The sequence below is a fragment of the Sunxiuqinia elliptica genome (assembly GCF_900113005.1).
Taxonomy (GTDB): Bacteria; Bacteroidota; Bacteroidia; order Bacteroidales; family Prolixibacteraceae; genus Sunxiuqinia; species Sunxiuqinia elliptica.
On record NZ_FONW01000004.1, the window covers coordinates 204,223 to 228,950 of the forward strand.

Annotated in this window: 24 protein-coding genes; 10 read left to right on the plus strand and 14 right to left on the minus strand. The window is 43.8% G+C overall.

All coding sequences use genetic code 11. The features are described from left to right. Positions 1–101: 101 nt before the first annotated feature. From BM156_RS10675 to BM156_RS10695, 5 genes are all read right to left on the minus strand, one after another. The gene (locus BM156_RS10675) at positions 102–461 is read right to left on the minus strand and encodes a nuclear transport factor 2 family protein (protein WP_093919859.1); all 360 of its coding nucleotides are present in this window, start codon (positions 459–461) and stop codon (positions 102–104) included. 111 nt (positions 462–572) lie between these two features. Continuing rightward, positions 573–1,130: a YdeI/OmpD-associated family protein gene (locus tag BM156_RS10680; RefSeq protein ID WP_093919860.1), complete on the minus strand. Its 558-nt coding sequence runs from the start codon at positions 1,128–1,130 to the stop codon at positions 573–575. A gap of 130 nt (positions 1,131–1,260) precedes the next feature. After that, positions 1,261–2,013 carry a GNAT family N-acetyltransferase gene (locus BM156_RS10685; RefSeq protein WP_093919861.1) on the minus strand — a complete coding sequence of 251 codons (753 nt, stop codon included), beginning with the start codon at positions 2,011–2,013 and terminating at the stop codon, positions 1,261–1,263. A gap of 99 nt (positions 2,014–2,112) precedes the next feature. Then, complete coding sequence (locus BM156_RS10690; protein ID WP_093919862.1) at positions 2,113–3,213, minus strand: TerB N-terminal domain-containing protein; 1,101 nt, start codon at positions 3,211–3,213, stop codon at positions 2,113–2,115. Positions 3,214–3,471: 258 nt separating this feature from the next. Then, positions 3,472–3,693 carry a hypothetical protein gene (locus BM156_RS10695; RefSeq protein ID WP_093919863.1) on the minus strand — a complete coding sequence of 74 codons (222 nt, stop codon included), beginning with the start codon at positions 3,691–3,693 and terminating at the stop codon, positions 3,472–3,474. A 702-nt stretch (positions 3,694–4,395) separates the two neighbouring features. Here BM156_RS10695 and BM156_RS10700 point away from each other — a divergent pair. The 4 genes from BM156_RS10700 to BM156_RS10720 all read left to right on the plus strand — a co-directional run bounded on the left by BM156_RS10700 (position 4,396) and on the right by BM156_RS10720 (position 8,024). Beyond that, a complete protein-coding gene (locus BM156_RS10700) occupies positions 4,396–4,593 on the plus strand; it encodes a hypothetical protein (protein WP_093919864.1) in 198 nt (65 codons plus the stop codon). A 68-nt stretch (positions 4,594–4,661) separates the two neighbouring features. Further along, positions 4,662–6,176, plus strand: a complete 1,515-nt coding sequence (locus tag BM156_RS10705) for a BCCT family transporter (RefSeq protein WP_093919865.1) — start codon at positions 4,662–4,664, stop codon at positions 6,174–6,176. A gap of 539 nt (positions 6,177–6,715) precedes the next feature. Next, entirely contained in the window at positions 6,716–7,327 is a 612-nt protein-coding gene (gene catB / locus BM156_RS10715; protein WP_093919921.1) for a type B chloramphenicol O-acetyltransferase, read from the plus strand. A gap of 100 nt (positions 7,328–7,427) precedes the next feature. Beyond that, the gene (locus tag BM156_RS10720; RefSeq protein ID WP_093919867.1) at positions 7,428–8,024 is read left to right on the plus strand and encodes an RDD family protein; all 597 of its coding nucleotides are present in this window, start codon (positions 7,428–7,430) and stop codon (positions 8,022–8,024) included. Positions 8,025–8,159: 135 nt separating this feature from the next. Here the strand turns inward: BM156_RS10720 and BM156_RS10725 are convergent, their stop codons facing one another. The 9 genes from BM156_RS10725 to BM156_RS10765 all read right to left on the minus strand — a co-directional run bounded on the left by BM156_RS10725 (position 8,160) and on the right by BM156_RS10765 (position 16,836). Further along, on the minus strand, positions 8,160–9,551 hold the full coding sequence (locus tag BM156_RS10725; protein ID WP_093919868.1) for an FAD-binding oxidoreductase: 1,392 nt from the start codon (positions 9,549–9,551) through the stop codon (positions 8,160–8,162). A 26-nt stretch (positions 9,552–9,577) separates the two neighbouring features. Next, positions 9,578–9,952, minus strand: coding sequence for a group I truncated hemoglobin (locus tag BM156_RS10730; protein ID WP_093919869.1), 375 nt, complete (start codon positions 9,950–9,952; stop codon positions 9,578–9,580). Between the two features lie 311 nt (positions 9,953–10,263). Further along, positions 10,264–11,373 carry a nickel-binding protein gene (locus BM156_RS10735; RefSeq protein WP_093919870.1) on the minus strand — a complete coding sequence of 370 codons (1,110 nt, stop codon included), beginning with the start codon at positions 11,371–11,373 and terminating at the stop codon, positions 10,264–10,266. A 133-nt stretch (positions 11,374–11,506) separates the two neighbouring features. Further along, positions 11,507–12,163 carry a D-sedoheptulose-7-phosphate isomerase gene (locus BM156_RS10740; RefSeq protein ID WP_093919871.1) on the minus strand — a complete coding sequence of 219 codons (657 nt, stop codon included), beginning with the start codon at positions 12,161–12,163 and terminating at the stop codon, positions 11,507–11,509. Continuing rightward, a complete protein-coding gene (locus tag BM156_RS10745; protein WP_093919872.1) occupies positions 12,160–13,149 on the minus strand; it encodes an ROK family protein in 990 nt (329 codons plus the stop codon). The genes BM156_RS10740 and BM156_RS10745 overlap by 4 nt, the downstream gene beginning before the upstream one ends. 30 nt (positions 13,150–13,179) lie before the next feature. Continuing rightward, the gene (locus BM156_RS10750) at positions 13,180–14,379 is read right to left on the minus strand and encodes an alpha/beta hydrolase family protein (RefSeq protein ID WP_212733483.1); all 1,200 of its coding nucleotides are present in this window, start codon (positions 14,377–14,379) and stop codon (positions 13,180–13,182) included. Between the two features lie 28 nt (positions 14,380–14,407). Next, positions 14,408–14,992: a DUF1349 domain-containing protein gene (locus BM156_RS10755; RefSeq protein ID WP_093919873.1), complete on the minus strand. Its 585-nt coding sequence runs from the start codon at positions 14,990–14,992 to the stop codon at positions 14,408–14,410. A gap of 30 nt (positions 14,993–15,022) precedes the next feature. Beyond that, the gene (locus BM156_RS10760) at positions 15,023–15,694 is read right to left on the minus strand and encodes an HAD family hydrolase (RefSeq protein WP_093919874.1); all 672 of its coding nucleotides are present in this window, start codon (positions 15,692–15,694) and stop codon (positions 15,023–15,025) included. 290 nt (positions 15,695–15,984) lie between these two features. Beyond that, a complete protein-coding gene (locus tag BM156_RS10765) occupies positions 15,985–16,836 on the minus strand; it encodes an AraC family transcriptional regulator (protein ID WP_093919875.1) in 852 nt (283 codons plus the stop codon). 183 nt (positions 16,837–17,019) lie between these two features. Between BM156_RS10765 and BM156_RS10770 the strand changes: the two genes are divergently transcribed. From BM156_RS10770 to BM156_RS10795, 6 genes are read left to right on the plus strand one after another with little or no spacing between them, the layout of a single operon-like run. Then, a complete protein-coding gene (locus tag BM156_RS10770) occupies positions 17,020–17,925 on the plus strand; it encodes a dihydrodipicolinate synthase family protein (RefSeq protein WP_093919876.1) in 906 nt (301 codons plus the stop codon). Positions 17,926–17,958: 33 nt separating this feature from the next. Further along, entirely contained in the window at positions 17,959–19,458 is a 1,500-nt protein-coding gene (locus BM156_RS10775) for a sodium:solute symporter family protein (protein WP_093919877.1), read from the plus strand. Between the two features lie 19 nt (positions 19,459–19,477). Next, complete coding sequence (locus BM156_RS10780; protein ID WP_093919878.1) at positions 19,478–20,563, plus strand: sialidase family protein; 1,086 nt, start codon at positions 19,478–19,480, stop codon at positions 20,561–20,563. 21 nt (positions 20,564–20,584) lie between these two features. Then, entirely contained in the window at positions 20,585–22,576 is a 1,992-nt protein-coding gene (locus BM156_RS10785; RefSeq protein WP_093919879.1) for an FG-GAP repeat domain-containing protein, read from the plus strand. Between the two features lie 7 nt (positions 22,577–22,583). Then, a complete protein-coding gene (locus BM156_RS10790; RefSeq protein ID WP_212733484.1) occupies positions 22,584–23,582 on the plus strand; it encodes a polysaccharide deacetylase family protein in 999 nt (332 codons plus the stop codon). A 6-nt stretch (positions 23,583–23,588) separates the two neighbouring features. Beyond that, positions 23,589–24,467 (plus strand): glycerophosphodiester phosphodiesterase family protein, encoded by an 879-nt coding sequence (locus BM156_RS10795; RefSeq protein ID WP_093919880.1) that lies wholly within the window; start codon positions 23,589–23,591, stop codon positions 24,465–24,467. Positions 24,468–24,728: the final 261 nt, after the last annotated feature.

The following is a 24,728-nucleotide window of genomic DNA, read 5'->3' on the forward strand; positions in this document are numbered from 1 at the left end:
GTTATCTATGTCAAGGCAGTCTCGTAGGTTATTCAAAAGCCTTTCATTCACCTGCCGTTATGTTCTCGGCAAGACAGGAATCGATTTATCAATCTTATTCGCTATACTTTAGGGATTGGTAAATCGTGCTGTCTCAAAAAGGATAATTTATCCCAATAGCCTCGTTGAAATTTGATTTTCCCATCAATTACCTGAAAAAAGCCACATCCTCTTAAGCCAAGAGGATCTTTCCATTCAAGTATTGCCCAATCACCATCTTCAAACAGATTCTCGACAAGGCAAACCATTTTTGCTTGTGCAAATTCAGCTCTAAACATCTCCTTTATTGAGTCACGCCCAGCGATTGGTTCATTGGCAACTTGATGATTGATCGCATCATCATGATAAAGTTCCGCTATTTGGTCTGTATCTCCTGTGTTGAAAATATCGACCCACTTTTTTACTAATTCTTTCGGTTTCATAATCGGTTGTTTGGTTTTATGATATCAAGCACAACAGTTCGTCGATAAAGAAGCCGGAACACTTAAACTTACGACCATCTCGTACATCATTGGCGGCAGTTGCTATTCTTCTCAATAGTATTTTTCAATTCCTCCAAACCCTTTAATGAGTTTATTCTCTTTTGTTTTTTCAATGAAATTCTTCAAACGTTTGTCAAACTCATCGGGCCGCTTGCGCGCACTGTCAATATAGGCAATTCGAATCCGTTTATAGGGTTCCGAAAAGCTTTGATAGTTTTCCCAAACAGTTTGATCCGATTTTAACTGCTTGATGATGTCTTCCGGAAAAACAAAATCTTGTTGAATGATCCCTAAAACGTCCTTCTTAACTGTTGGATGAATCATGTTGTTTTCATAGAGCCATTTCAAGCGTTCGATGTTTGGTTGCGAAAAGCTTGAGTTCTTTCTTCTTTTGCAAAATCGTTGAATCGTAGTCTCTTCATTCAGGGCTTTAACCGTACTGTCGATCCATCCAAAGCATAGCGCTTCCTCAACCGCATCATTGTATAAAATTCGTGCTTTACCCGTCTTCTTTAATGGATATTTCAACCAAACTTCATCCTTCGTCTCAAAATTGTTTTCGAGCCATGCTCTCCACTCCTGCCTTGCTATAAAATACTTGGTTTCCATTTTCTTTATTTCTAAAATTTTGGTGACGATCACTTCTATTTGATCGAGCGGTCCCGATAGCTATCGGGGCGCAATTGGTGGCACACCTCCGCCCCCAGCCCTTCAATATGTGCTGTGTTATCCTCGTTCTTCATTTTTTAAGTATTCTTTTTAAATAAGCGACATCTAACAAATTAACGGTCTCAAATTTTCCTTTATAAAACACGCCCCAGTTATTGAAAACACAAGGCAATTCCTTTGCTTTTTGCAGTGTATCCACATGAATCAGGCATACCGGGACGTCATGGACTTCACAATATTGTTTTATCCGATCAATGGTTTGGCAGACAAAGGGGCATTGCATGTCATAATAAATTGTTAGCTCTTTGTTTTCGATTTCCTGAGTCTTTACATTCTGTGCAAACTTCGGCATTGTTCCGTCAAAAGAAAGCGCAAGGAGTTCATATCCATTATCAGTGATATCAACAACTTCAAAACCATACTTCTTTACAAATGATTGGTCTGAGAGAAACGATTTTTGCTTTTTTGCTCCGAGCATACAAATACCAGATTTACCCTTTTCTTTGGCATCAGCCAAGCAATACTCCAACAGCAACTTGCCGTATCCTTTTCCTTTGTAACTTCCAGAGACCCACAAACAATACAGATAATAATAATTGTCTCCGGTTATGGGAACCCAAGCTGTTTCAAGAGGAGCATATTCAATAAAAACCGTAGCCTTTGCAGCATTTAGTTTTCTAAAGACATGCCCTTCATTTAATCGCTCTGAAAGCCATTGTCGCTTTGCTGTAATACCTTTATGGGGCTTTTTACTACGGATAATGCAACATAAATGCTCATTATCAATATTTTCATTAGTTAAGTTTATAAAATCAGCATTCATTAGTTTTCTTTTGCTGTGATTCGCTTCCTTTTTAGAGTTGGCTAAATGCCCAAGCCACGCCTTATGCCACGTTTTAGGTGGTCCTGTTTTTATTGTTTTTTAGGATTCACTTTCTAATTTTTGAATCAATAATTCATATTCATCTTTTTTAAGAACATTTGTATCATATAATTTTTTCAATCTATTTTTTTCCTTTTGGAGTCTTAATTTTTGTTTTTCTACTACAGTTAAATTGTCCTTTTTAACCTTTCTAAGTATCGCTTTTTCTTTTTTTAGTTCCTCGTATGAATAATTGAAGATTTTGGTTATTTCATTTTTAAAATCTTTAGAATTTAAAATGTCTTTCACCTCCGGATAACGTAGTTCCTCTGGAAAAGAATAGTTTGCAAAAGCTTGTTCTTTTCTTGTTTTTATTTTTGAAATATCAAACTTATTCCCAAAAGGGAAATAAGTTGAGTTATATTCTGTGCTTAACGTATTTATAACACATTTTTCAAATAACTCCTCAAATCCTTTTATTAGCGACTTATATAATTTTAGTTCCTTAAAGATTGATATTAAATTTTGTGGAGAAAGATTAAGATTTTGATTAATTGCGAATTGAAGTTGAATATTGGAGAATCTATCTAAAGAGGCCTGTTCGGAATCTTTAAGTAATATGTCCAATCGATTGTTATAAAAACTTGAAAAAATCAAGGCGTTCTCACTATATTTTTGAAATGATTTATTGTCATGGTGTTTTCTAAGTTTTATAATCTCATTAAATGCTTTTTCAAAATCTCCAAAAAGTAATTGTCTTTCAAGTCCATAATAATAGGTAAACACATATCCCGTATCAATTGGATTTGTTACATCTTGAAGCCAAGTCAAATATGCAAACCTTTGCTTAGGACTCATCGATGCATAGTTAGGCCAATAAGGTAAAGATTCTACTTCCTCCTGAGATTTTATTTTAGATATGGGAAGTGATGTGAATATTGTGCTTGGGTCAAGTTTTTCTTCTTCTCTAATTTGTGGACTCCCGTCGATGAAGCTTATATTGATTACAAACCCCATTCCTATGTGTGGTATTTTATTAGCTGGTAGGTCAGAAAAGTATAGAAGTTCTAAATTAGGAATTTGCTTTTTTATTGCTATCGCTTGATTGTTTATAGTCGAGACATCGCCTTTTTTACTTTTCGAAAAATTAAATATTCCCATTGTATTATTTGGTTTTATCGGTTTTCAACATGCCAGGGAAGCTTACAGTATCTGTACTTGCAACTACATATTGCTATTCCAAGGCTCTTCATTTGGCTACTAAAGATAATGGTTAAAATCATAATAATTCATTTCATAAATCATTAAAAAGAGCCTATTTGGTTGTAATGGGGTATTGCTTGGTTTGCGCTCAACGATGGTTTTTAGGTGATTTAGCTGTTTTAGAGGCTGCTGGACTTCGTCTAACGATTCGGCGAGTTAATTTAACGCCTCCGGACTGACTTCTTGGCAGTCGCGGAGTTCGTCCGGCTCTAGCGAACTGACTTCTTGACGGTTGGCGAGTTCTTCAAGCTTCTCGCCGAGTTCATTTAACACATCGGCGAGTTCGTCTGGCGCTTGGCCATCATCTTCCGGCGAGTCGCTGAGATCGTCCGGGCACTCGGCTTCATCCTCTGGCTGGTTGGTGCGTTCGTCTGGCAAGCAGGCGACATCTTTTAATGATTTGTCAAGACTGTCTAGCCAATGGCTGGGTAATGTTCAATAAGCTATGTCATGGTAAACAAAATGATGCATTGAAACTTACATACGCTTATTTCAACTTTTTCGGAAATGGGACTTAAGTCGATAACCAAATCATCATTCCCATAACAAACCATTTTCTTTGAAATATTTTTATCGCACCTAAAACCACCTATAGCAACCACTTACACGACATACACATTTAGTCCGCAAACAGATAATGTCTCAAAAATTATAAAAGTTTGAATGTATTTTGTTATTTCGCACACCATTTTGAAAATGGTTATTTATGACGAAAGACAAAATTTCTATGGGAAGATTTCTGCAATACAAGTATAGGCCATCGGTCGCAAGGTGGAATTTGTCTTCCCGTAATGAAGTAACAAATGGTTGAGGAGTGAGGGGTTTATCAATTCTAATAAGAACTCATCGATGGGTTCTATCTGCGCTTTAATACTTAACCAGTTTTGCTCCGATACAATCGTGTAAGAAATGAAAACGATGCAGCTTTAAAGTGTTTTTTCACTTTGAACTGTGCGGTATATGCATTCAATTTAATTCATTCTTACCAGGACACCAACCTGATTATTCCCGTATTAAAACTTGTTCGTAGAATACTTCTGCCAATTAAAAATTTAAGTATTTGTTTTAACAACAGCTTTTATGGATCAAACTGCCGCGTTGGCTAAACCCCAACCCAGCACAGAAAAAGACCTTAAAGGAAATGGTGTCGAGAAAAGTGAATATGTGTTTTTCACTACGACAAACGCCATTCCCCATACAATTATTCCAAATTCTCAGTGTCAAATGAGGAAGAGAACGGCTCAGGCTCCTATTTCCATTTTGGCCTACTCCACCTAAAAGGTTTCAAGTAAAGAAAAAGCATTTTAAATCATCAACAGAAGTTCTCAATCTCATAAGCAATAGTAATGAATAATTTCAAGAACAAGTATTTTGATATCTCAAAGCCCGTTTTCATTCCGGCAGCAATAATCACCTTTTTATTTGTCAGTTTTACGATCATTTTTAATGAACAATCCGAAGCTGTATTTTCAGGTTTTCAGGCTTATATGTCGCGTAATTTTGGTTGGTTTATTTCGCTAAGCATAAATTACTACCTAATATTTGTACTCTACCTGGCATCTAGCAAATATGGCAAAATCAGAATAGGCGGAAAGGATGCGAAACCCAGCTTCAGCAAGTTTTCCTGGGTCGCCATGCTGTTTTCAGCAGGAATGGGGATTGGCTTAGTCTATTTTAGTGTAGCAGAACCCATGCTGCATTTTAGTCATCCCATTGTTAAAGGGGCCTCCGATGTTTATAAATCCCGCTTAGCCATTCGCAACACCTATTTTCATTACGGCTTTCATGTTTGGGGAATTTACATGTTACTCGGAATTGCATTGGCCTACTTTACCTTTAATAAAGGTACTTCCTTATCATTAAAATCGACCTTGATTCCCTTATTTGGCCATCGGATGAATAGATGGCCTGGCTATCTCATCGATGTCATTGCGGTTTTAGCCACCCTATTTGGATTAGCGACCTCACTGGGCTTTGGTGCACTGCAATTCAGTACCGGCTTATCAGAATATTTTGGCTTGGAAAACAACACCAGCTTACAAGTGAGTTCTATTATCGGAATTACTTTAATTGCGACAATCTCTGTTGTAACGGGCTTAAATAAAGGACTAAAATACCTAAGTAATGCCAATATTATCATCGCCCTCATTGTTTTTATATTTGTGCTAATCTTAGGAAACACCGTTCGCTTAATCGATGGGTTTGTACAAAGCTTAGGGATCTACCTTTCTGATTTGATTGAATTAAGCCTATTCCGAAATCAACATGGTACCGCCGGAAGCTGGTTTAAGGGCTGGTCGATGTTCTACTGGGTTTGGTGGATTTCGTGGTCACCCTTTGTCGGAACTTTTGTTGCCCGGATTTCCAAGGGGAGAACCATTCGGGAGATTGCCATTTTTGGCTTGGTTTTACCTTCTGTCTTTTCATTTTTATGGATGTCTGTTCTGGGCGGAACCGCTATTAACCTGCAACTGGATGGGAATTTGGATCTGGCATCCATTGTAGCACAAGACAGCTCCATTGGACTTTTCAAAATGCTGGAGACCCTACCCTTTTATGAAATCACCGCATTTGTATGCATTATTTTAGTCGGTACTTTTTTCATCACCTCATCTGACAGTGGCTCTTTGGTTGTCGATATGATGACCGCAGGAGGAAAACTGAATGCCCCCAAAGGACAAAAAATATTTTGGGCTTTTATGGAAGGAGCTATTGCCATTGCCTTATTAGTCGGAGGTGGTTTAACGGCACTTCAATCAGCCTCCATCTCAACAGGATTTCCGTTTGCAATTATCTTGGTGCTTGTGAGTCTTTCTTTAGTTAAAAGCTTAAAACATGATGAGCAGTTACAGCTCGAGTAATAGACGATGAATAGCGTTGGATAGAGAATATCAGTTTCGGCTAAATAGCTAAGCCTGATATATCAACATAAAGTTTTTATTACTACTTTCAGCAGCGTAAAAAACATCCTATAATATGCGAAACCTAATACTGATTACATCGACTCTTCTAATTGTACTTTTATCGGGTTGTGCTTCAAAACGCGCTATTCTAGATCATAACTATGAAACGAGACAAGCAATTATACCGGGCAAATGATTTAATCTCCAAATAAGTATATGAAAGCTTTCCTTAAACAAATCACGACAATACAATGGCTTACCATTCTCCTTATCACCTCATATTTATTATGGGAATTTGTTTTTTTGAATTCATGGAAACAAAATACAGAAGGTCCCCTCATCCGAGCTGATCTTATTATAATATATCCACTTATAGCAATCGGACTTATAATTTCCTTCATACAATTACAAAAAAGATTATACCAATTCCCTAAAAATAAGTCCAGAGCAAAACGCTCCCACGAAAAACAAATATGATCATGCAAAAAATGCAACCCATGAAAACGAACTTCTTTGAATCGCCTTTCGTTGGTAAACAACTAAAAGATCAGGTTACCAATCCCAATATTATTGTCGGAGACTACAGCTATTATTCAGGGTACTACAGCGGTCACTCGTTTGATGATTGCGCCCGATACTTGATGCCTGACCGGGATGATGTTGACCAGCTAAGGATTGGTAATTTCTGCTCAATCGCCGATGGAGCCATCTTTATGATGGCCGGAAATCAAGGACACCGCCACGATTGGGTGAGCAGCTTCCCTTTCTTTTACCAAGGGTTTGAAGACGCCAAAGATGCCTTTAAAAGAGCCGGCGACACCGTTATTGGTAATGATGTATGGATTGGTGCCAAGGCCATAATTATGCCCGGCATAACCGTTGGGGACGGTGCAGTAATTGCCACGGCAGCCATTGTCACCAAAGATGTAGCACCCTATACCATTGTTGGAGGAAATCCGGCGAAACCAATCAAGAAAAGATTCTCAGACCATGAGATTGAATGTTTATTGGAGTTGAAATGGTGGAACTGGGATATTGAAAGGATTAAAGCTAACATGCCCTTGTTGTGCTCAAATCAAATTCTAGACCTCTACGAAAAAAACAAATGACCAGTTGGAAATAAGCATAATACAAACTAATTTAATCCAGACATTTCTGTTATTTTACCAATAAAATCATTCAACTTAAATTACTAGAAAGGGTAAACTGATGACAAGAGACGAGCAACTCAGCTACTGCAAGGTTTGCAAACACCAAACTTTTGATGCCCGGCAAGGAATTATTTGCGGACTGACTAACGCTCCTGCAGACGTTGAGCTATCCTGCCAGTTTTATGAAGAAGATGCAGAGCAAAAAGCTCAACATGAACTAAAAGCCCAGGAAACGGAGATTTTAAAACAGACAGCGAGCCAAAGCAAAAGGTTTGCCAACTACTTAATAGACCTCGTATTTTACCTGATCTTCAGTTTCTTTTTTGGAATTATACTTGGACTTATCCTTGTTTTATTTTCTCCCGACTCCCTCTGGATTTTTGAAGAAGACAACAGGCTCATTAATTATGCGCTTGGAGTTATTGCCGGCATGATCTACTATTCAACTCTGGAAATTGTATGTGGTCGTACTCCCGCAAAGTTTATAACCAAAACCAAAGTTGTCGATGAGCATGGGGAGCAACCTAAGATTAGCACCATCCTGGTTCGTTCGTTATGCCGATTTATTCCTTTTGAGCCCTTTTCATTTTTAGGGTCTGAAGGCTCTGGCTGGCACGATCGCTTATCCAAAACCAAGGTCATCAATTGTTCCTAAGCCTACACCCGCTCAGTACAAGTTTGAATGAAGCTGGAAACCCGATCGTCACATCACCTCCCTTCAACTAGCCAATTCCATCGGCATAGGGCTTTTTTACCGATGGTTGGCTAGCTCCTTATTAACTTGGTCTGACTAATTTGCTGGTTGGATATTTTGATTGACCCGGAAGAAGTTCGTCGGATCATATTTCTTTTTAATCTTCGCCAGGCGGTCGTAATTCTGCCGGTAACTCGCTTTCACCCGGTCTTGCCCTTCATCCATCATAAAGTTGGAGTAAGCGCCCCCCAAAGAATACGGATGCAAAGCTTCCCAATAGTTTTTACACCATTGGGTGATTTGTTCGGTCTTCTCAGGTTCCGGATCAACCCCCACAATCACCCCGGCGTATTTGGCATGCCGATAGGCCCACGGCGTTTCATCTTTGCCATTTTTAGCTGCCGCCCCGCTAATGGGATACAAGTGCATTTGAGACAATGGCGTTGGAATAGAGGAGCCAAACTCCTGATGACTTTGACACACTTCCGGCCCCAGTTCATCAAAAAAGTCGGCCCGCCAATACCATTGTAATCCGGGTCCTAACAGGGGATCAAACAAAGATTGCAGCATAGGGTAAGGCATTTCTCCCAGATGCTCAAAGAGGGGTTCTTTGGCCAAAACAGGCGCAAAAACGTCTTTTGCTTTTTCGGTTCCACCGGTGTAACACCACACAATACCGCAGAATTTTTTACCGTGCAACTCCTCTGGAAATGGAGGTCCCGGAATGATCATGGTTGCAATAAACCCATTCAAATCGTCCGGTGCCTGATGTATGAACTGGTGATACCATTCCATGATTTCAACCGTTTTCTCAACCGGCCACAAGGTCGGCCCGGCAAACACATTTTTCAACGGATGTCCCTGAAACTTAAACGAAGTAACCACACCAAAATTTCCGCCTCCACCGCGAATTGCCCAGTACAAATCGGGGTGTTCATTGGCATTGACCGTCACAAAAGAGCCATCGGCTAAAACCATATCGGCTTCCAATAAGCTGTCGATTGTTAAGCCAAACTTGCGGGATAAGTGTCCAACGCCACCGCCAAGTGTTAATCCGCCCACTCCGGTTGTTGAGATAATTCCTGCCGGAACAGCCAATCCAAACGCATGCGTGGCATGATCAACTTCTCCCCACACATTGCCACCTCCTACCCTCACGGTGTTGTCTTTAGTATCAACTCGCACAAATTTGAGTCCCGCCAAATCAATGACCAAACCATCGTTACAAACGCCTAAACCTCCGGCATTGTGACCTCCTCCGCGAACCGCCACCAACAAGTCCTGATCGCGACCGAAATTGACGGCCGAAATTACATCGGCAACATCAACACATTTAACAAACATTCCCGGATGCTTATGAATCATCCCATTGAATACCTTGCATTCTTCACTATAGTCTGGATCATTCGGGAGCACAACTCCCCCCCGAACTCCAGCAGCAAACTGCTCGACGACAGCCTGATCCAATTCAACTACTTTACGTGTCATTTTATTCCCTTTTTCACGATTACCAATTACTGCGCAATAATCATATCTTTCAACGACCACAAAATCGATAGTACATCCTTTTTCGTCCCTTCATCAATTTTATGCTTATCCAATGTTTCCAGAATATCATCGAGCACATGCATGTATTCCGCCGGGCTAATGTTCATTCCCCGGTGCGCTATAGACATATCCTTTCCTGAATATTTCGTAGGGCCTCCACTCCCTTCGCTAAAAAATTCAACACTATGTTTCTTTACCAGAGCCAATTGTTCCGGCATTTCCCGATAGGGTAAAAAGCGAGCGCTAACCTGCGGATTATTCATATGCGCATCAATTGCATCATCTACAATTTGAGTGATCCCATCGGTCCCTCCCAGACGTTCGAATAGACTTTTTTCCATATTATTCCTATTTTTTTGAGTGATTAAATCCGTGGATGTAAGATGCATACCATAATGACCAAAGCTGTTCATCAGCCGATTACAACCAAAGTTACGACAGTCCAAAAGCAGATACCTATCACATTTCGACCAAATATTAAGACTTTTAAGTCTTTTTATTTCTAAAACAGATGCCTAATTGCTTCGGAAGTTCAGAAAAATCAAGAATGCTAAGGAAAAAGGTGCAAAGGCTGTCCATCCTCGTCTTCAACTTCCTTGAGGCGAATCAAGCAGATAAAACAGAAGATAGACAACCTTCTGCTAAAGAAGAATTAGGAAAAGCTACGATGTTGGTATTCAGAGGGCGACATCCCGTACCGCTCGTGAAAGCATTTTGCGAAGTAAGAAGGGCTATTGAAGCCTGTTTCATAGGCTATCTCTGCAATTTGTCCGGCCTTTTTCCCAATCTTATCAATGGCCTGGTTTAAACGGTAGTTTTTTATGAAAGCATTGGGAGACATCTCGGTTAATCGAACGATATTTCGGTACAATTGCGACTTACTGTAGCCTAAGTTCTTTCCAAGGTCTTCCACTTGTAGGTTGGGATTCTGCCAGGCTTCTTCCATGTAATTCATCAATAGGGTCAAAAACTTCTCTTCTGTTGGACTGAGCACCAGGAACAAGCTCTCATCCACAAAAGTATTCAGGCTTTCCTGCTTATAAAGCCGCTTGATTTCATGAGAAACCACAATGTGTTCACTGGCAATGAAGAATAGGTTCCGGGCCTGCTCAATCACATCCTCAAAGAATGGACGTTCTCCTTCAACCGGAACTCCTGCACTAATCCCAATTTTAAGGTGTCCCCGCTCACAAGGGGCATTTTCGGCCCAAGTCTCAAAAGTGGAATAAAGCTCAAGGGCACACAAAACTGCTTGAGAAACTGACTGAAAAGACACCAAAAAATAATCTTTTTCCTGGCTTGCAATGGTTCCATCAAAGTTGGCGATAATTCCTCCCAGTGTTTGCATGCAAGTTAAAAGCCCTCTTTCTTCCATTGGCCCGTAACGATCACCTACCTCACCAATAATAAACCCAACTGCCATAATGAAACGGAAGGCCGAATCATCAATGATCGTTAAATGATCATCCGTTTCACTTACCGGATCTTTAATTCGCCCCAGAAAAGACTCAACCACCTGAGCATTAACTTCAATAATTTGATTGGGAACTTCGCCATGAGCGGTATTGTGCATGGCAATGATATTTTTTTTTGAAGGTGCTTCAATCAAGCAAAATGCCATTTTTCGATCTTCGTCAAACCAATAGGTTAATCCCCGACAGCCAAACTGGTCCTGAATCTTTAAATCCTGCTGATGCAACTGAGCAACATGCGCTGCGGTTACGTTTTCTGACACATCGTGGCGATCCATAAAAATAGGCATATCACAAAGCTTTAATCGTTAGCAATTTCTTTTCACTTCATTTATACCGTATTTAAATCAAAATAGTTCTAACAACATCTTCTCATAGAGAAAAAGAAAACGATGCATCAATACTTTGCAGACAGGTGAATACCTATAATTCTGAAACTTCAGAGCCAAATAGCTCGCTTTCAATGAGCAGGCAAATGGTATGATAAACGGGTAGATGATATTCCTGAACCAAGCGTGTAGAAGTAGCCGGAACACGAATTAGTACATCGCAGCAAGCAACCATTTGGCCCCCCGTTTCTCCCGTCAACCCAATTGTTTTTAACGACTTGGCACGAGCTACCAGCAAGGCATCGAGCACATTGCGGGAATTACCGGAACTACTTATTGCCAGCAGCACATCGTTGGCTTGTCCGTATCCCATGATTTGTTGGGCATAGATCAGGTCTCCCGACAGATCATTGCTAATGGCCGTCAATAAAGCGGTGTTGCTGGCTAATGAAATGGCTGACACACCTTGCTGCAGGGTTTTAGCCAAAAAAGTGCCCCGCTGCTCATCCATTTTTTTCAATTTATGCTGAAAGGAAGTTGATAGTGGCCGTTTGGCCTCAAAGCTTTTAACCAATTCGCCTACCAGATGATTGGTATCCGAAGCGCTTCCGCCATTCCCGCACAACAACAGCTTGTTTCCTTGCCGAAAAGAGTGAACCAACAAAGAAGCTGCCTCGGAAATAGCAGGCCCCTGCGATTCCAACTCCGGATAACGGTTTATCAGCTCTTTTAAGGCAGGATGATCATTCATTCGGCTGACATTTGCTGGTTGGAGTAAATGGCCACACACAAGGCCGCAAAATCGCCAATAGCTTCACCCAAAGCGGCAGGTTTCACCTGGCAAACACGCCAAGCTCCGGGGATGGCCTCTTCCTGTAAAATTCGATCAACAAAGGGCTTGAACAGCGATTCATTTCGCGCATAAATGCTGCCAATAACAATACACTCCGGGTTCAGAATATCAACCAATACAGCCAATCCTCTCCCTAGGAATTCTCCTGAAATCCGAATAATATCCAGCGCCAAAGCATCTCCCTCAGCCGCAGCTAAAGCAACCGTTTTTGCACCCAGGCCTTCCCACTCTTCCTCATTCCGACAAAAGGCAACATCGTTTCCTTGCTCCCAGCTGTCGCGCACCATCTTTTGAGCCAGCTGGGCAATTCCTCCGCCACTGCAAAAACCTTCAAACGATCCAGCCTTTCCAAAGCCAACAGGACCTTGATCAGCCAAGCGGATATGCCCAACTTCACCGCCCAAGTCATTGGTTCCGGCGTAAAGCTGCCCATTCAAAATTAAGCCAGCACCCATACCCGTCCCAAAAGTCAGAAACACCATGTTACGTGCTCCCTGACCTGCTCCCATCATCCACTCAGCCAATGCGCCGGCATTCGCGTCATTCTGCAAGGCAGTCGGAATACCATATTGCTTGCGAAACCAATCGGTAATGGGAACCTCATCCCATCCCGGCAAGTTCGGCGGCGATTTAATCACCCCTTGAACAGAGTCTAAAGGGCCTCCACAACTGATTCCAATGCTTACAAATTGATCTTTCGGGAATGCCGTAAACAGGTTCTCAATATGACGATGAAACTCCTGCAGTACTTCCTCATAACCTCGCTCCTGTGTTCGCGTTGGAAACTGCACCTTCTTCAGCACTTCAAATTTGGCATTGCCAACCACCACCGCACATTTAGTTCCTCCAATATCAATTCCCAAGTAATACCTTGAATTTTCCATAATCCGTTTAGTTGATTAGCTTGCAATTCGTTATTTCGAATCTGTTCCCCAAATTCCCAGGTAATCCATCACCGCCTGGTTGCCTTTCAAGGCATTTGCAGGCAATGGATTGTCGGCTGAATAAACCCGTAATTCGTCAGGTTGAAAGACATGCACGAAACGTTCATCAAAACCATTCTTATAGGGTAGCTTGTTCAATTTCAGTTTAAGGTGGTGTGCAAAGAAGTTATAGGCAGCAGCACGTTTCGAGGGGCCATAGTCGTGTTTCTCGAGCGGCAGGTGTACATGCTCCACCCGATGAGGAACACCATAAGCCTCATAAACACGTTTGACGTAAGGGAATTCAATAGCTGGGGTATTTCGGGTCCAGTCGGCTCCATTGGAGATGAGCAACAAGGGACGAGGAGCGCACAGAGCAGCAATCTCCACATTGTTGGTCTGATGATCAGCACTTTTGTGTACCGGCATTCCACTTTCGCAGACACAACCGCCAAAGAAATGGGCTGACACCTGAACCACCGGAGCAGCCACTGTTATGCGATTGTCAATAGCGGTCAACATAAAAGACTGTGTTCCACCACCAGAGCCTCCGGTTATCCCTACGCGCTCGGCATCCACATCCGCTCGCGATAAAAGGTAGTCCAACACGCGCTGACTGTTGTATGTTTGCAAAACCAAGGCAATCGGAATATCGTGCGTGACCTGTTTCGAATCGGCAAAACCAACCATATCGTAAGCAAACACCACCGCCCCCATCCGCGCGAATGCTGCCGCCCGGGTTTGTACATCCTCTTTTAATCGTTTATCAGGTAAATGTCCATGCGGACAAAGAATAGCTGCACATTTTCCATTCAAGTCAACTGGTCGGTACAAATTACCAGTAATGTAAAAGCCAGGAAAACTCTCCAGTACAATATTTTCAACCCAATAGCCATCCATTTTCCGTGCATGGCTTATTCGAACGTTAAACTCGCTACTTCTGGGAGGCATTTGATCCAGCTGCATGCCTTCGATAAGCCCTTGTTTAATACGATTTGCCCGCTTTTCCCACGAAGCCTGATCATGCCACTCCTGCTGAAATATAGCCATCATTTCTGCACCTTCATCTTCGGTCCAATAACGTCCTTGGCACAACATATTGTCCTGTGCTTTCAATTGCTGTCCAGCACCTGTTATTAATGCTAAAAGAATGATCATGCCACTTTGTTTTAACCAGTTCGTTCGATTCATGGTATTGAAGTTTAGGTGTTTGTTTGATCTATTTCAGGTTCCAGGTACATGGGCCGAGCTCAAATTCAGAAAAGGAAGCTTGAAAACTTCCGGATGTGGGGCTGCAAGCATAAACACCAATTCGGGCTTTTATTGTTTCCAACTTAAAATGGAACAGACGCATTTGTTTGAACAACTTTCCATCCTCCGAATTTTCAAGATAAAAATCATTGCCGCGCCGACTCAAGCGGTACCACATCTCCCTCTCCGAAGCAGGAATATCAGTACTGCTCCAATCCGAATACCCCTGTTGCGTCAATACGGCTCCCAAATGCGCATGGTCCCGGGAAATGAGCTCAACCGAAGCTTTCAGCCATTGCTCGCTATTTTGATACATCACGATCCCACACTGGTCGTACAAAGACTCCGCATTAGGATAAGCTGTTTTTAACTGGAATGAAAAGTCGCCGGTGACCTCCGTTACGAAAAGCGAAGCACTATCGTGCCGAAAGCCATAACCCGTACGTTGCCACAAATCAGTCTGCGGTTTGGTCTGCCAACAAACCTCTTGCTCCTCAATCGAAAACTCATCAGGCGGGTTGATCCAGTAAAAATCGGAGAATAGTTGTTTCATTCAGTTATGATTAGGTTGTCAATTCATTGCTCAGGATCCTCGATCGATTACTGTCGTCACGAGTTCCTCAAGTTCAGCATAATCGTAAATAATCCGGTCAGCTAAGGAATGATCTTGTCCTTCGCTGCTGGCACCGGCGTAGGCCACACAATACATGCCGGCGGCCTTCGCGGCTCGAACACCATTTGTTGAATCTTCGATCACCATGCAGTCTTCCGGTGGTGTTTGCAGCAACTGTGCCGCATATAAAAAAACATCAGGTGCTGGTTTACTTTTTCCAACAACACTGCTACTTACAACATGCTCGAAGAAACTCCGCAAACCCGATTTCTCCATAACAATATCAATGGTTCCCACGCTGGATGATGAAGCCACAGCCATCGGTATTCCTTGTTTCTTGATCTGTTTTAGAAACGAAACTAAACCTGACATCGGTTCCATGTATGGTAACCCCGAAAAATACAAATGAGTTTCCCGGTTTTGCATAGCCACCATTTCCTCCAACTCCAGATCAAGTTGCTTATTCTCAATTATCCTGGACCACATCACATCGGTGGCTGTTCCCATAAAATGAGCATGCTCTTCCTGCGAGATCGGGATTTGCATTTTTTCAAACATCCGTCTTTCCGACCGGATATGATGCGGTTCACTATCAACCAATACCCCATCCATATCAAAAATTATGGCTTTTGCTGAAATCATATCGATAAAAATTAAGCTGTTTTCTTTTACTTTAAAAAATAGCCAGCAAATCGGGAACAATCAAAAAAACAAAAGATTACGTTCCTAAACCTCACATTTGTTGGCTGTTTTCAATACAATATTAACTTGAGGAAGTTAAGCCGGATTAAGTAGAAAAGCAAACCCGTCACCAACGTGCTCATTAACAGAATAAATTAAGAAATAAATTCAGACAAACGACAAACAACAATTGGTGCAATAACGTCAAAACCTTTAAAGAGAGCCAATAACTAAACTGTTGATTTTGTCAACTACTTAAAGTCCTTTCGGTATTCAGAAGGTGTTTTTTGCATAATAACTTTAAAATAATGGTTGAAATTTGCCAGATTGTTATAACCACATTCATAACAAATCTGGGTAATGGGCTTATCCGTCTCAGCCAAAAGCTTGGCAGCAATACCAATCCGCACACTTTTCACATACTCCATAAAAGTTTGATTGGTTTTCTTTTTAAAATAACGGCAAAACGAACTGGGCTCCATAAAAACCAGTTTCGAAGCCTCTTTCAGGTTTATCCCTTCCTGAATGTTCTGAAAAACATACTCGTAGATCTTATTGATCTGATCCCGATCCTTATCATACGAACTGGGCAACGAAGAAGGTAAAGCCAGAAATTCACGATCTTCAATCTTCAGCAAAAGATTAAACACCTTCAACAGGCCAATGTAACGTTCAAGCCCTTTCAAGTCAACCATTCGCTTTAAAGTTGCTGCCACCCGCTCTGTTTTTGGCCCTTTAAATAAAATTCCACTATCTGCCTTTTTCAGCAGTTCAATGACATCTTCCAATTCCGGAATATTGAAAAAATCAGAACTGATGATGTTCTCATAAAAGTGTGTTACAATGCATTCCGGCTCCTTATCCTTTTCCGTTTCCAAGACCTCCCAGCAATGTGAAATATTGGGTCCCAGCAAGACCAAATCGCCGGGTGTATAACTCGAAATATGGTTTCCCACGATCCGTCGGCCTGCCCCTTCGGTAATCAGGTTTAGCTCAAAATTTTTATGGGAATGCATCTGATCCGAATTGGGATCCATTTGAAGACGCCGGGTGATGAAGGAGTGTTTGTGGGGAACAAAGATCTTTTCATAGACAAATTCCATAATACACTTTTTTAACCGTTCCTAACAAATATAGGCAATTATTGGAAAGGTTCAGGTCAATATTCAATGTAAAACAAACAAGATACACTAAGCAATTGGTTGCTGATTGCAGTTCCTTTGTATACATGGATTGCAAAATCCCCAATTATTTTAACAGAAGCTTTAACACCTTTTTAAATCAATATGAAATTACCATTAACCGGAGTGATCCCACCAATTGTAACCCCTCTGCTTAGCGATACCGAACTGGACATAGCAGGATTGGAGAAGTTGATTGAACACCTCATTGCTGGCGGTGTTCATGGCGTGTTTCTGTTGGGAACGACAGGCGAAGGTCCCAACTTAAGTTATGAGCTGCGAAAAGCGTTTGTAAGAAAAGCTTGCCAACTAGTTAATAAGCGTATTCCGGTAGTAGTAGGAATTACGGATACCTCAATTACCGGATCGTTGGAAGTTGCCGAAGTAGCTTATGAAGCAGGAGCCGATGCCCTTGTTATTTCAACCCCTTACTACGTTCCCATGTCGCAGGAAGAAATGGTGGCCTACCTACGCTACCTGGTTCCATTGCTTCCACTACCTTTTATGTTATACAATATGCCTTCTTGTACTAAAATGCATATGTCGTTAAACACAGTAAGAAAAGCCAAAGAGCTGGGAGCTATAGGAATCAAGGACAGTTCAGGCGATTTGGCCTACCTGTACTCCTTAATCGAAGAGTTTAAAGATTCTCCTGAATTTTCTATCATTGTAGGAACTGAACTATTCATTCCTGAAACAATGATCAATGGCGGGCATGGTGCTGTTCCGGGAGGAGCCAACCTCTTTCCCCAACTTTTTGTTGACTTATACGATGCCAGCAAAAAGAAAGATCCGAAAGCAATTGCTGCATTCCGCGAAAAAATCATTCAAATTGAAGATAAGGTTTACAATGTCGGGCATGAAGGTTCAAAGTACATTAAGAGTATTAAATGTGCCCTTTCCATCATGGGAATCTGCAATGGGTTTGTTGCCATGCCTTTCCGGCAATTTGGCCCCGAACAACAAAAGCAGCTGGCAGCCAACCTACAGGAAATGGCAAGCAAGAACTAAATGGTATAAACCAACCCAACTAAAAAACGACTTATGAACTTACCGGTTATCGACCTGATTGTTTTTATCATTATAACCCTTGGAAACGTCATTTTTGGAGCCAGCTTTTTCCTAAGAAATAAAACATCGGATCAGTTTACTTCCGGCGGAGGCAAGTTGCCGGCCTGGGTAGTGGGCATGTCCATATTTGCCACTTTTGTGAGTAGCATTAGTTTCTTGGCACTGCCCGGCAAAGCCTATATGTCCAACTGGAATGCTTTGGTTTTTAGCTTTGCCATCCCGGTGGCTGCGATTCTTGCGTCCCGCTTTTTTGTTCCGCTGTACCGCGGCCTTGGCAGCATTTCAGCCTACAACTATCTGGAAGTACGCTTTGGGAGCTGGGCCCGCATTTATGCTTCAACCTGTTACATTTTAACGCAAATGATGCGAACTGGGGCCATTCTGCTACTCTTGGCACTCCCCCTCAACGCCTTATTTGGCTGGAACATCAAAACCATCATCATTGTCACCGGCATTGCTGTGACCGTTTATTCCATGATGGGAGGAATTCAGGCGGTGATCTGGACCGATGCCATTCAGGGAATCATCCTGATTATTGGAGCTTTGGTTTGTGCAGCTGTGTTAACCTTTTCCATGCCGGAAGGGCCGGCACAGGTATTTGAAATTGCTGCAGCCAACGATAAACTTAGTTTGGGCAGCTTTGGCTCCAGTCTGGCCGACTCCACCTTTTGGGTTGTGCTCATTTACGGACTGTTTATCAACCTGCAAAACTATGGCATCGACCAAAACTTTGTTCAGCGCTACATGACTACCAGCTCCAATAAAAAAGCCCAATCATCGGCTTTATTTGGCGCCTTACTGTATGTTCCTGTTTCGCTGGTCTTCTTCTACATCGGAACCGCCTTGTATTCGTACTATACCGCCCAGCCCAACCTCTTACCCGCCGAACTGCAAGATCCCAGTGCCGGCGACAAGGTATTTCCTTATTTCATTGTGAATGGGCTTCCCCGTGGCATCACTGGCTTGCTCATTGCCTCTATTTTTGCGGCTGGAATGAGTACGGTATCAACCAGCTTGAACAGCACCGCCACCATTGTTTTGTCCGACTACTACCAACGCTACATCAACAAGCAAGCCTCTGAGAAATCATCGATGACTGTGCTTTACATTTCATCGATCGTTTTTGGAAGCCTTGGGGTCATTATCTCCTTGACACTTGTTGGTGTTGAAAGTGTTCTGGATGCCTGGTGGTCCTTAGCCTCCATTTTTAGCGGCGGCATGCTCGGCCTTTTTTTACTGGCATTTATGTCGAAAAAAGTACGCAACATTGACGCACTCATTGGGGTTATTTTGGGTGTTCTGGTGATCGTTTGGATGAGCCTGTCGCCCCTCTATTTCAATGATGAAGATCTCTTGGCTTTTCGAAGCCCTTTCCATAGTAATCTAACCATTGTTATTGGTACGCTCGTTATTTTCCTTGTTGGCTTTCTGAGTATGAAGCTATTCAACAAGAAACAAACTCAATCTGTTTAACTGATTAATAAACTGAACAATGAAACACCTGCTAATCCTAGCCCTGTTGCTTACGACATTTTCGGGCATTGCACAAAGCTTATTCAATAGCGATCAAGCCATCGTAAAATCAGAATTTATCTACCAGTCCGCTGACGTTCCATTTCCAAGTTGTCATGCTTCCACCATTGAACAAACCGATGAAGGACTCATTGCTGCCTGGTTTGGAGGCACTGCCGAGAAAGACCCCGATGTGGGGATTTGGGTGAGCCGCTGGACTAACGGCAAATGGACTAATCCCAAGGAAGTGGCCAACGGCATTCAGCACAAAGACCTGCGCTATCCTACCTGGAACCCGGTTTTATTCAATACGGGTAATTCCATCGAGCTTTTTTACAAAGAAGGCCCCAACTGTTCCGACTGGTGGGGAGAAGTAATTAGCTCAACGGATCATGGGAAAAGCTGGTCGACACCCGAGCACCTGCCCGAAGAAATCTGGGGGCCCATCAAAAACAAACCGGTACGCTTAGCCAATGGCGATCTGCTCTGCCCTTCAAGCACCGAGCTTACCGGCTGGCAGGTGCACATGGAAATTACTTCGGATATGGGAAAAACCTGGGAGCGGACCAAATCCTTAAATGACGGTAAAGAAGTTGGAGCTATCCAGCCAACCATCTTGATTCATCCGAATGGCAAACTGCAGGCTTTGTGCCGCAGTCAGAATAAGCAGATTTTATCGACCTGGTCGGAAGATAACGGCCGCAGCTGGACCCCCTTAACTCCCATCAACCTGCCCAACCCCAACTCGGGCATTGATGGCGTTACCTTAAACGATGGCACACATGTGTTGATCTACAACCACGTCCGTCCGGCTGAATCATGGGGCGATCGCAACATCCTCAACCTAGCTGTATCCAAAGATGGCATCAACTGGGAAGCAGCCGTTCTGCTTGAAAACGATTCCGATCCGGATTCTGAATATTCCTATCCGGCCGTCATTCAAACCCGGGATGGCATGATTCACATTACCTACACCTGGAACCGAAAGCTAATCAAGCATGTGGTGGTCGATCCCAAAAAATTAAGCACCAAACCCATTAAAAACGGACAATGGCCCAATCGTTAAAATCCGCTTAGAACCGACGCAATGAAAACCAATAAACCGATTATTCTCAAAGGATTTTTTCTCATAAGCTGTGTTGTGCTGACTCTCATTTGCGGGGCTCAACCCAATGAGTCCAATCAGCTTACTAGAGTTCAATACAACCATACAGACCTGCATACCGACCTTGGAGTCGGGCTGTGGGCCTGGCCTTTTCCGGTTGATTTTGACAACGACGGAGACCTCGACTTACTGGTTAATTGCCCTGATAAGCCTTTCAACGGGCTTTGGTATTTTGAGAACAATGGGGACGATCAAAACGAGCTGCTGTTTAAAGCCCCTGTTTGGTTGGCTGAGAGCAAACGAAACCTGCAACTATCGGTGATCGACAATGAAATCATGGCCATGACTCCCGGTGTTGTTTACCGCGATTTTAAGCATTCCTTCTTTCAAAAGCCAGATACCATCATTTCGGAAAGCTTTTACAAGCACCTTGTCAAGAAGGCCCGTTTTAACCTCTGGCGTCAGGTTGATTATGACCTGGATGGCGATCTGGATTTAATCCTTGCTATTGACGATTGGACGGACTACGGCTGGGACAATGCCTTTAATGAAGCAGGTATTTGGACCAACGGCCCGCTGCATGGAACCGTTTACCTCATCGAGCAGGAAGCCGCCAATACGTATAAAAAGCCCGTTCCTGTTTTAGCGGGAGGCCAACCGATTGACAATTACAGCATTTCAGGGGCGCTTTTCGAAGATTTTGATGGCGATGGTGATCTGGATTTGATTCTTGGAGAATTTGTCGATCGCTTAAGCTGGATTGAGAATACAGGAACACGCAAGCATCCAAACTATGCCACGCCTAAGTTTCTGAAAATCGACGGAGAAGTACTTCACTTGGATTTGGAAATGATCGTGCCCACTGCAGCCGATATGGACCAGGACGGACACATGGATTTGGTTGTAGGCATTGAAGACGGGCGCGTGGTCTATCTTCGAAATACCGGAAAAACCAATTCCGATGGCCCGATCTTTCAAAAGCCGGAATACCTGCGCCAGGAAGCACAACACCTAAAATTCGGCGCACTGGTTACGCCCTATAGCGTGGATTGGGATCAGGATGGCGATGAGGACTTAATTTGCGGGAACACCGCCGGGCACATTGGATTCATCGAAAACCTCGATGGCGGAAATCCACCTCAATGGGCCGAGCCCAAGTACCTTCAGGCCGATGGCAAAACCATTCTTATTCAAGCCGGAGAAAACGGCTCCATCCAAGGGCCTGCCGAAAAGAAATGGGGCTATACAACACTGTCCGTGGTGGACTGGGACAACGATGGGCTGCTTGATATTCTTTACAACTCCATTTGGGGGAAAGTTGGCTGGTTCAAAAACATTGGCGTTCCCGGCAAACCGGCTTTGGCCGCTTCGCAACCGCTGGAAGTTGCCTGGCCAGGCGACAATCCCAAGCCGGCTTGGAACTGGTGGAGTCCGGAAGGAAACACCCTGGCAACCCAATGGCGCACGACACCGCTTGGCTACGATTGGAACCAGGACGGACTGATGGACCTCATCATGTTGGATCACGAAGGCTACCTTTGCTTTTGGGAGCGTTATGAAGAGAACGGCCAACTTCACCTGAAACCCGGGCAACGCCTGTTCACCGCTGCTGAAGGACAAGCCTTCAATGATAAATTTACCAATGACAAAGATGGCTTACTACGCCTCAACACCGGGGAGGCCGGAGGCTCCGGACGCAGGAAGTTCTGCATCACCGACTGGGATGGCGATGGCTTGCCCGACCTCTTGGTCAATAGCGTAAACGTTAATTTCCTGCGGAACAAAGGCGTCCAAAACGGCCGGACAGTTCTAGAAGACATGGGCCCGGTTTCCAAGCACCGGCTGGCTGGACACACCACCTCGCCAACCCTTGTTGATTGGGACAAGAATGGCATCCCCGATCTTTTAATTGGAGCGGAAGACGGGCATTTTTACTACCTCGAAAATCCACATCAAAACAACCAACAAAAATAAGCGCATCATGAAACGAGCCAACTCCTTACAACAAACAGGTCGAATGCTTTTAGCTGGTGTATTCCTGGCGGCCATAGTTGCTGCAGGCAAGACCTCGACCGCCCAAAGTTCAGCACCAACCAATGCCGAAAAGCTGGGATTCCCCAAAGGAAAAAAGATCCTGCTGCTGCACTCCGACGATGCCGGAATGTGTGAAGAAGCCAACCTCGCGGTGATGGCCTATTCCCTGAAAAACCACGTTCAATCGGCGGCCGTGATGATGCCCTGCCCCAACGCAGAAGAAATGGTGGCCTGGGCTAAGAAACACCCACAGGCCGACATCGGTGTTCACCTGACGCTGACCAGTGAGTGGAAAAGCTATCGCTGGGGGCCCCTGGCTGTGGCTGCTGAAGTTCCCGGATTGATTGATCCCCAGGGAAAACTTTGGCCCGAAGTCATTGATGTGGTTCGCCATGCCAGTCCCGAAGAGGTGGAACAAGAGATTCGCGCGCAGATTGATCGCATGCTTGCGCTTGGGTACCAACCAACGCATATCGATACGCACATGGGAACACTCTATGGCTCGGCCAAATTTCTGACCGTATTTTTGAAAGTGGCGCAGGAATACCAGATTCCGGCAAATGCCATCGACCTCTCCAACCCCAAGGTGGCCGCCTACTACAAGCAAGCCGGCTATCCCATTTCAGAAGAAACCATTGCCCAGCTGGCCGCTTACCAACTTCCGAAGCTCGACAACTTTACCAGTGTGCCCAAAGGATCAAGCTACGAAGAAAAGAAGGCCAACTTCTTTCAGCTGGTCAACGCGCTCGATCCCGGGCTTACCGAGATTATCTTTCATCCGTCCATTGAAACCGACCACCTTAAAAGCATTACCGGCTCGTGGCAACAGCGGGTTTGGGAAGCCAAGATGTTTTCCGATCCGGAGGTCATCCGGTTTTTTGAAGATCACGGCATTGTGCTCACCACCTGGCGAGAAATCATGAAACGTCATCAATCCAACAACTAAAAAAATATGCGCCCTTTTCTTAAAAGTTCCGTTCTCCGCCTCGCAGTCCTGCTTGCTCTTACGATTTGGTCCTGCAAACCACAGCAGCCCATAGCGCATATTCTGGCCGAATTTCACAATCCAAGCTCCAGCTATGTGATGGTGGCTGCCCACCGCGCGGCCCATAATGGTTACCCCGAAAACTCGCTTCCGGCCATCCGGCATGCCATTGACCTGGGCGTCGATATCATTGAACTGGATGTGAAAGTAACTACCGACAGTGTGGTCGTTATAAACCACGACCGAACCATTGACCGCACAACCAATGGGACCGGAGATCCGGAAGCTTATGCCTGGAAGGACCTGCAACAATTTCGGCTGGAGATGCCGGATGGTACCCTGACCAACGAGCGAATAGCCACTTTCGAAGAGGCGCTGCTGCTGGTCAAAGGCAAGGCCATGATTGACATCGACATCAAAACCAGCCATCTCAAGCCCATTGTTGATGTCATTACCCAAACGGACACCTGGGATCACATCTTTTTCTTTGACAACGACTACCTGGCCTTACAGGAAGTGCGCGACAGGCAGCCCGGCGCGATGTTGATGCCCCGTGCCTACTCCTATCAAATGGCCGACTCGGCCCTCATGCTTTTCAAACCGCCGGTGGTGCATATCGACCATTCGTTTTACACCGAAGAAGTTTGCCAATTGATCCAAAACCATGGCGCCCGCATTTGCCTGAATGCCCTCGGAACTCAGGATTCCATCATACGTTCCGGAAGCCTGCAGAAAGCCCTCGATAACCTTTTAAAATACCAGGCCAACATCATCCAAACCGATGAACCCGAACTGCTGATTCCGGCACTGGAAGCCATCGGCAGACGAACCTCCGGCAAGCAATAGGCCTTCACAGCAACAAAGCAGCCTAGGGCCAGTTGCTATTCTCACGATCCGAATAGTTTTAAACATACTCCCAAAGCCCACACAGTGGGCTTTCCCCTCTTTTTCAAAAGAGCGGGGAAGAGTCGATACAATCCGACAGGATTGAAAAGACTCAGGGGTGAGTTTAGTTAACCCGAAACAAGCTCGCTTCCCTTCTGCCCGCCTCAGAACCAGCGAAAGGTTTAACTTGTATTTCGAAATCATTCCTTTTGATAAACATAT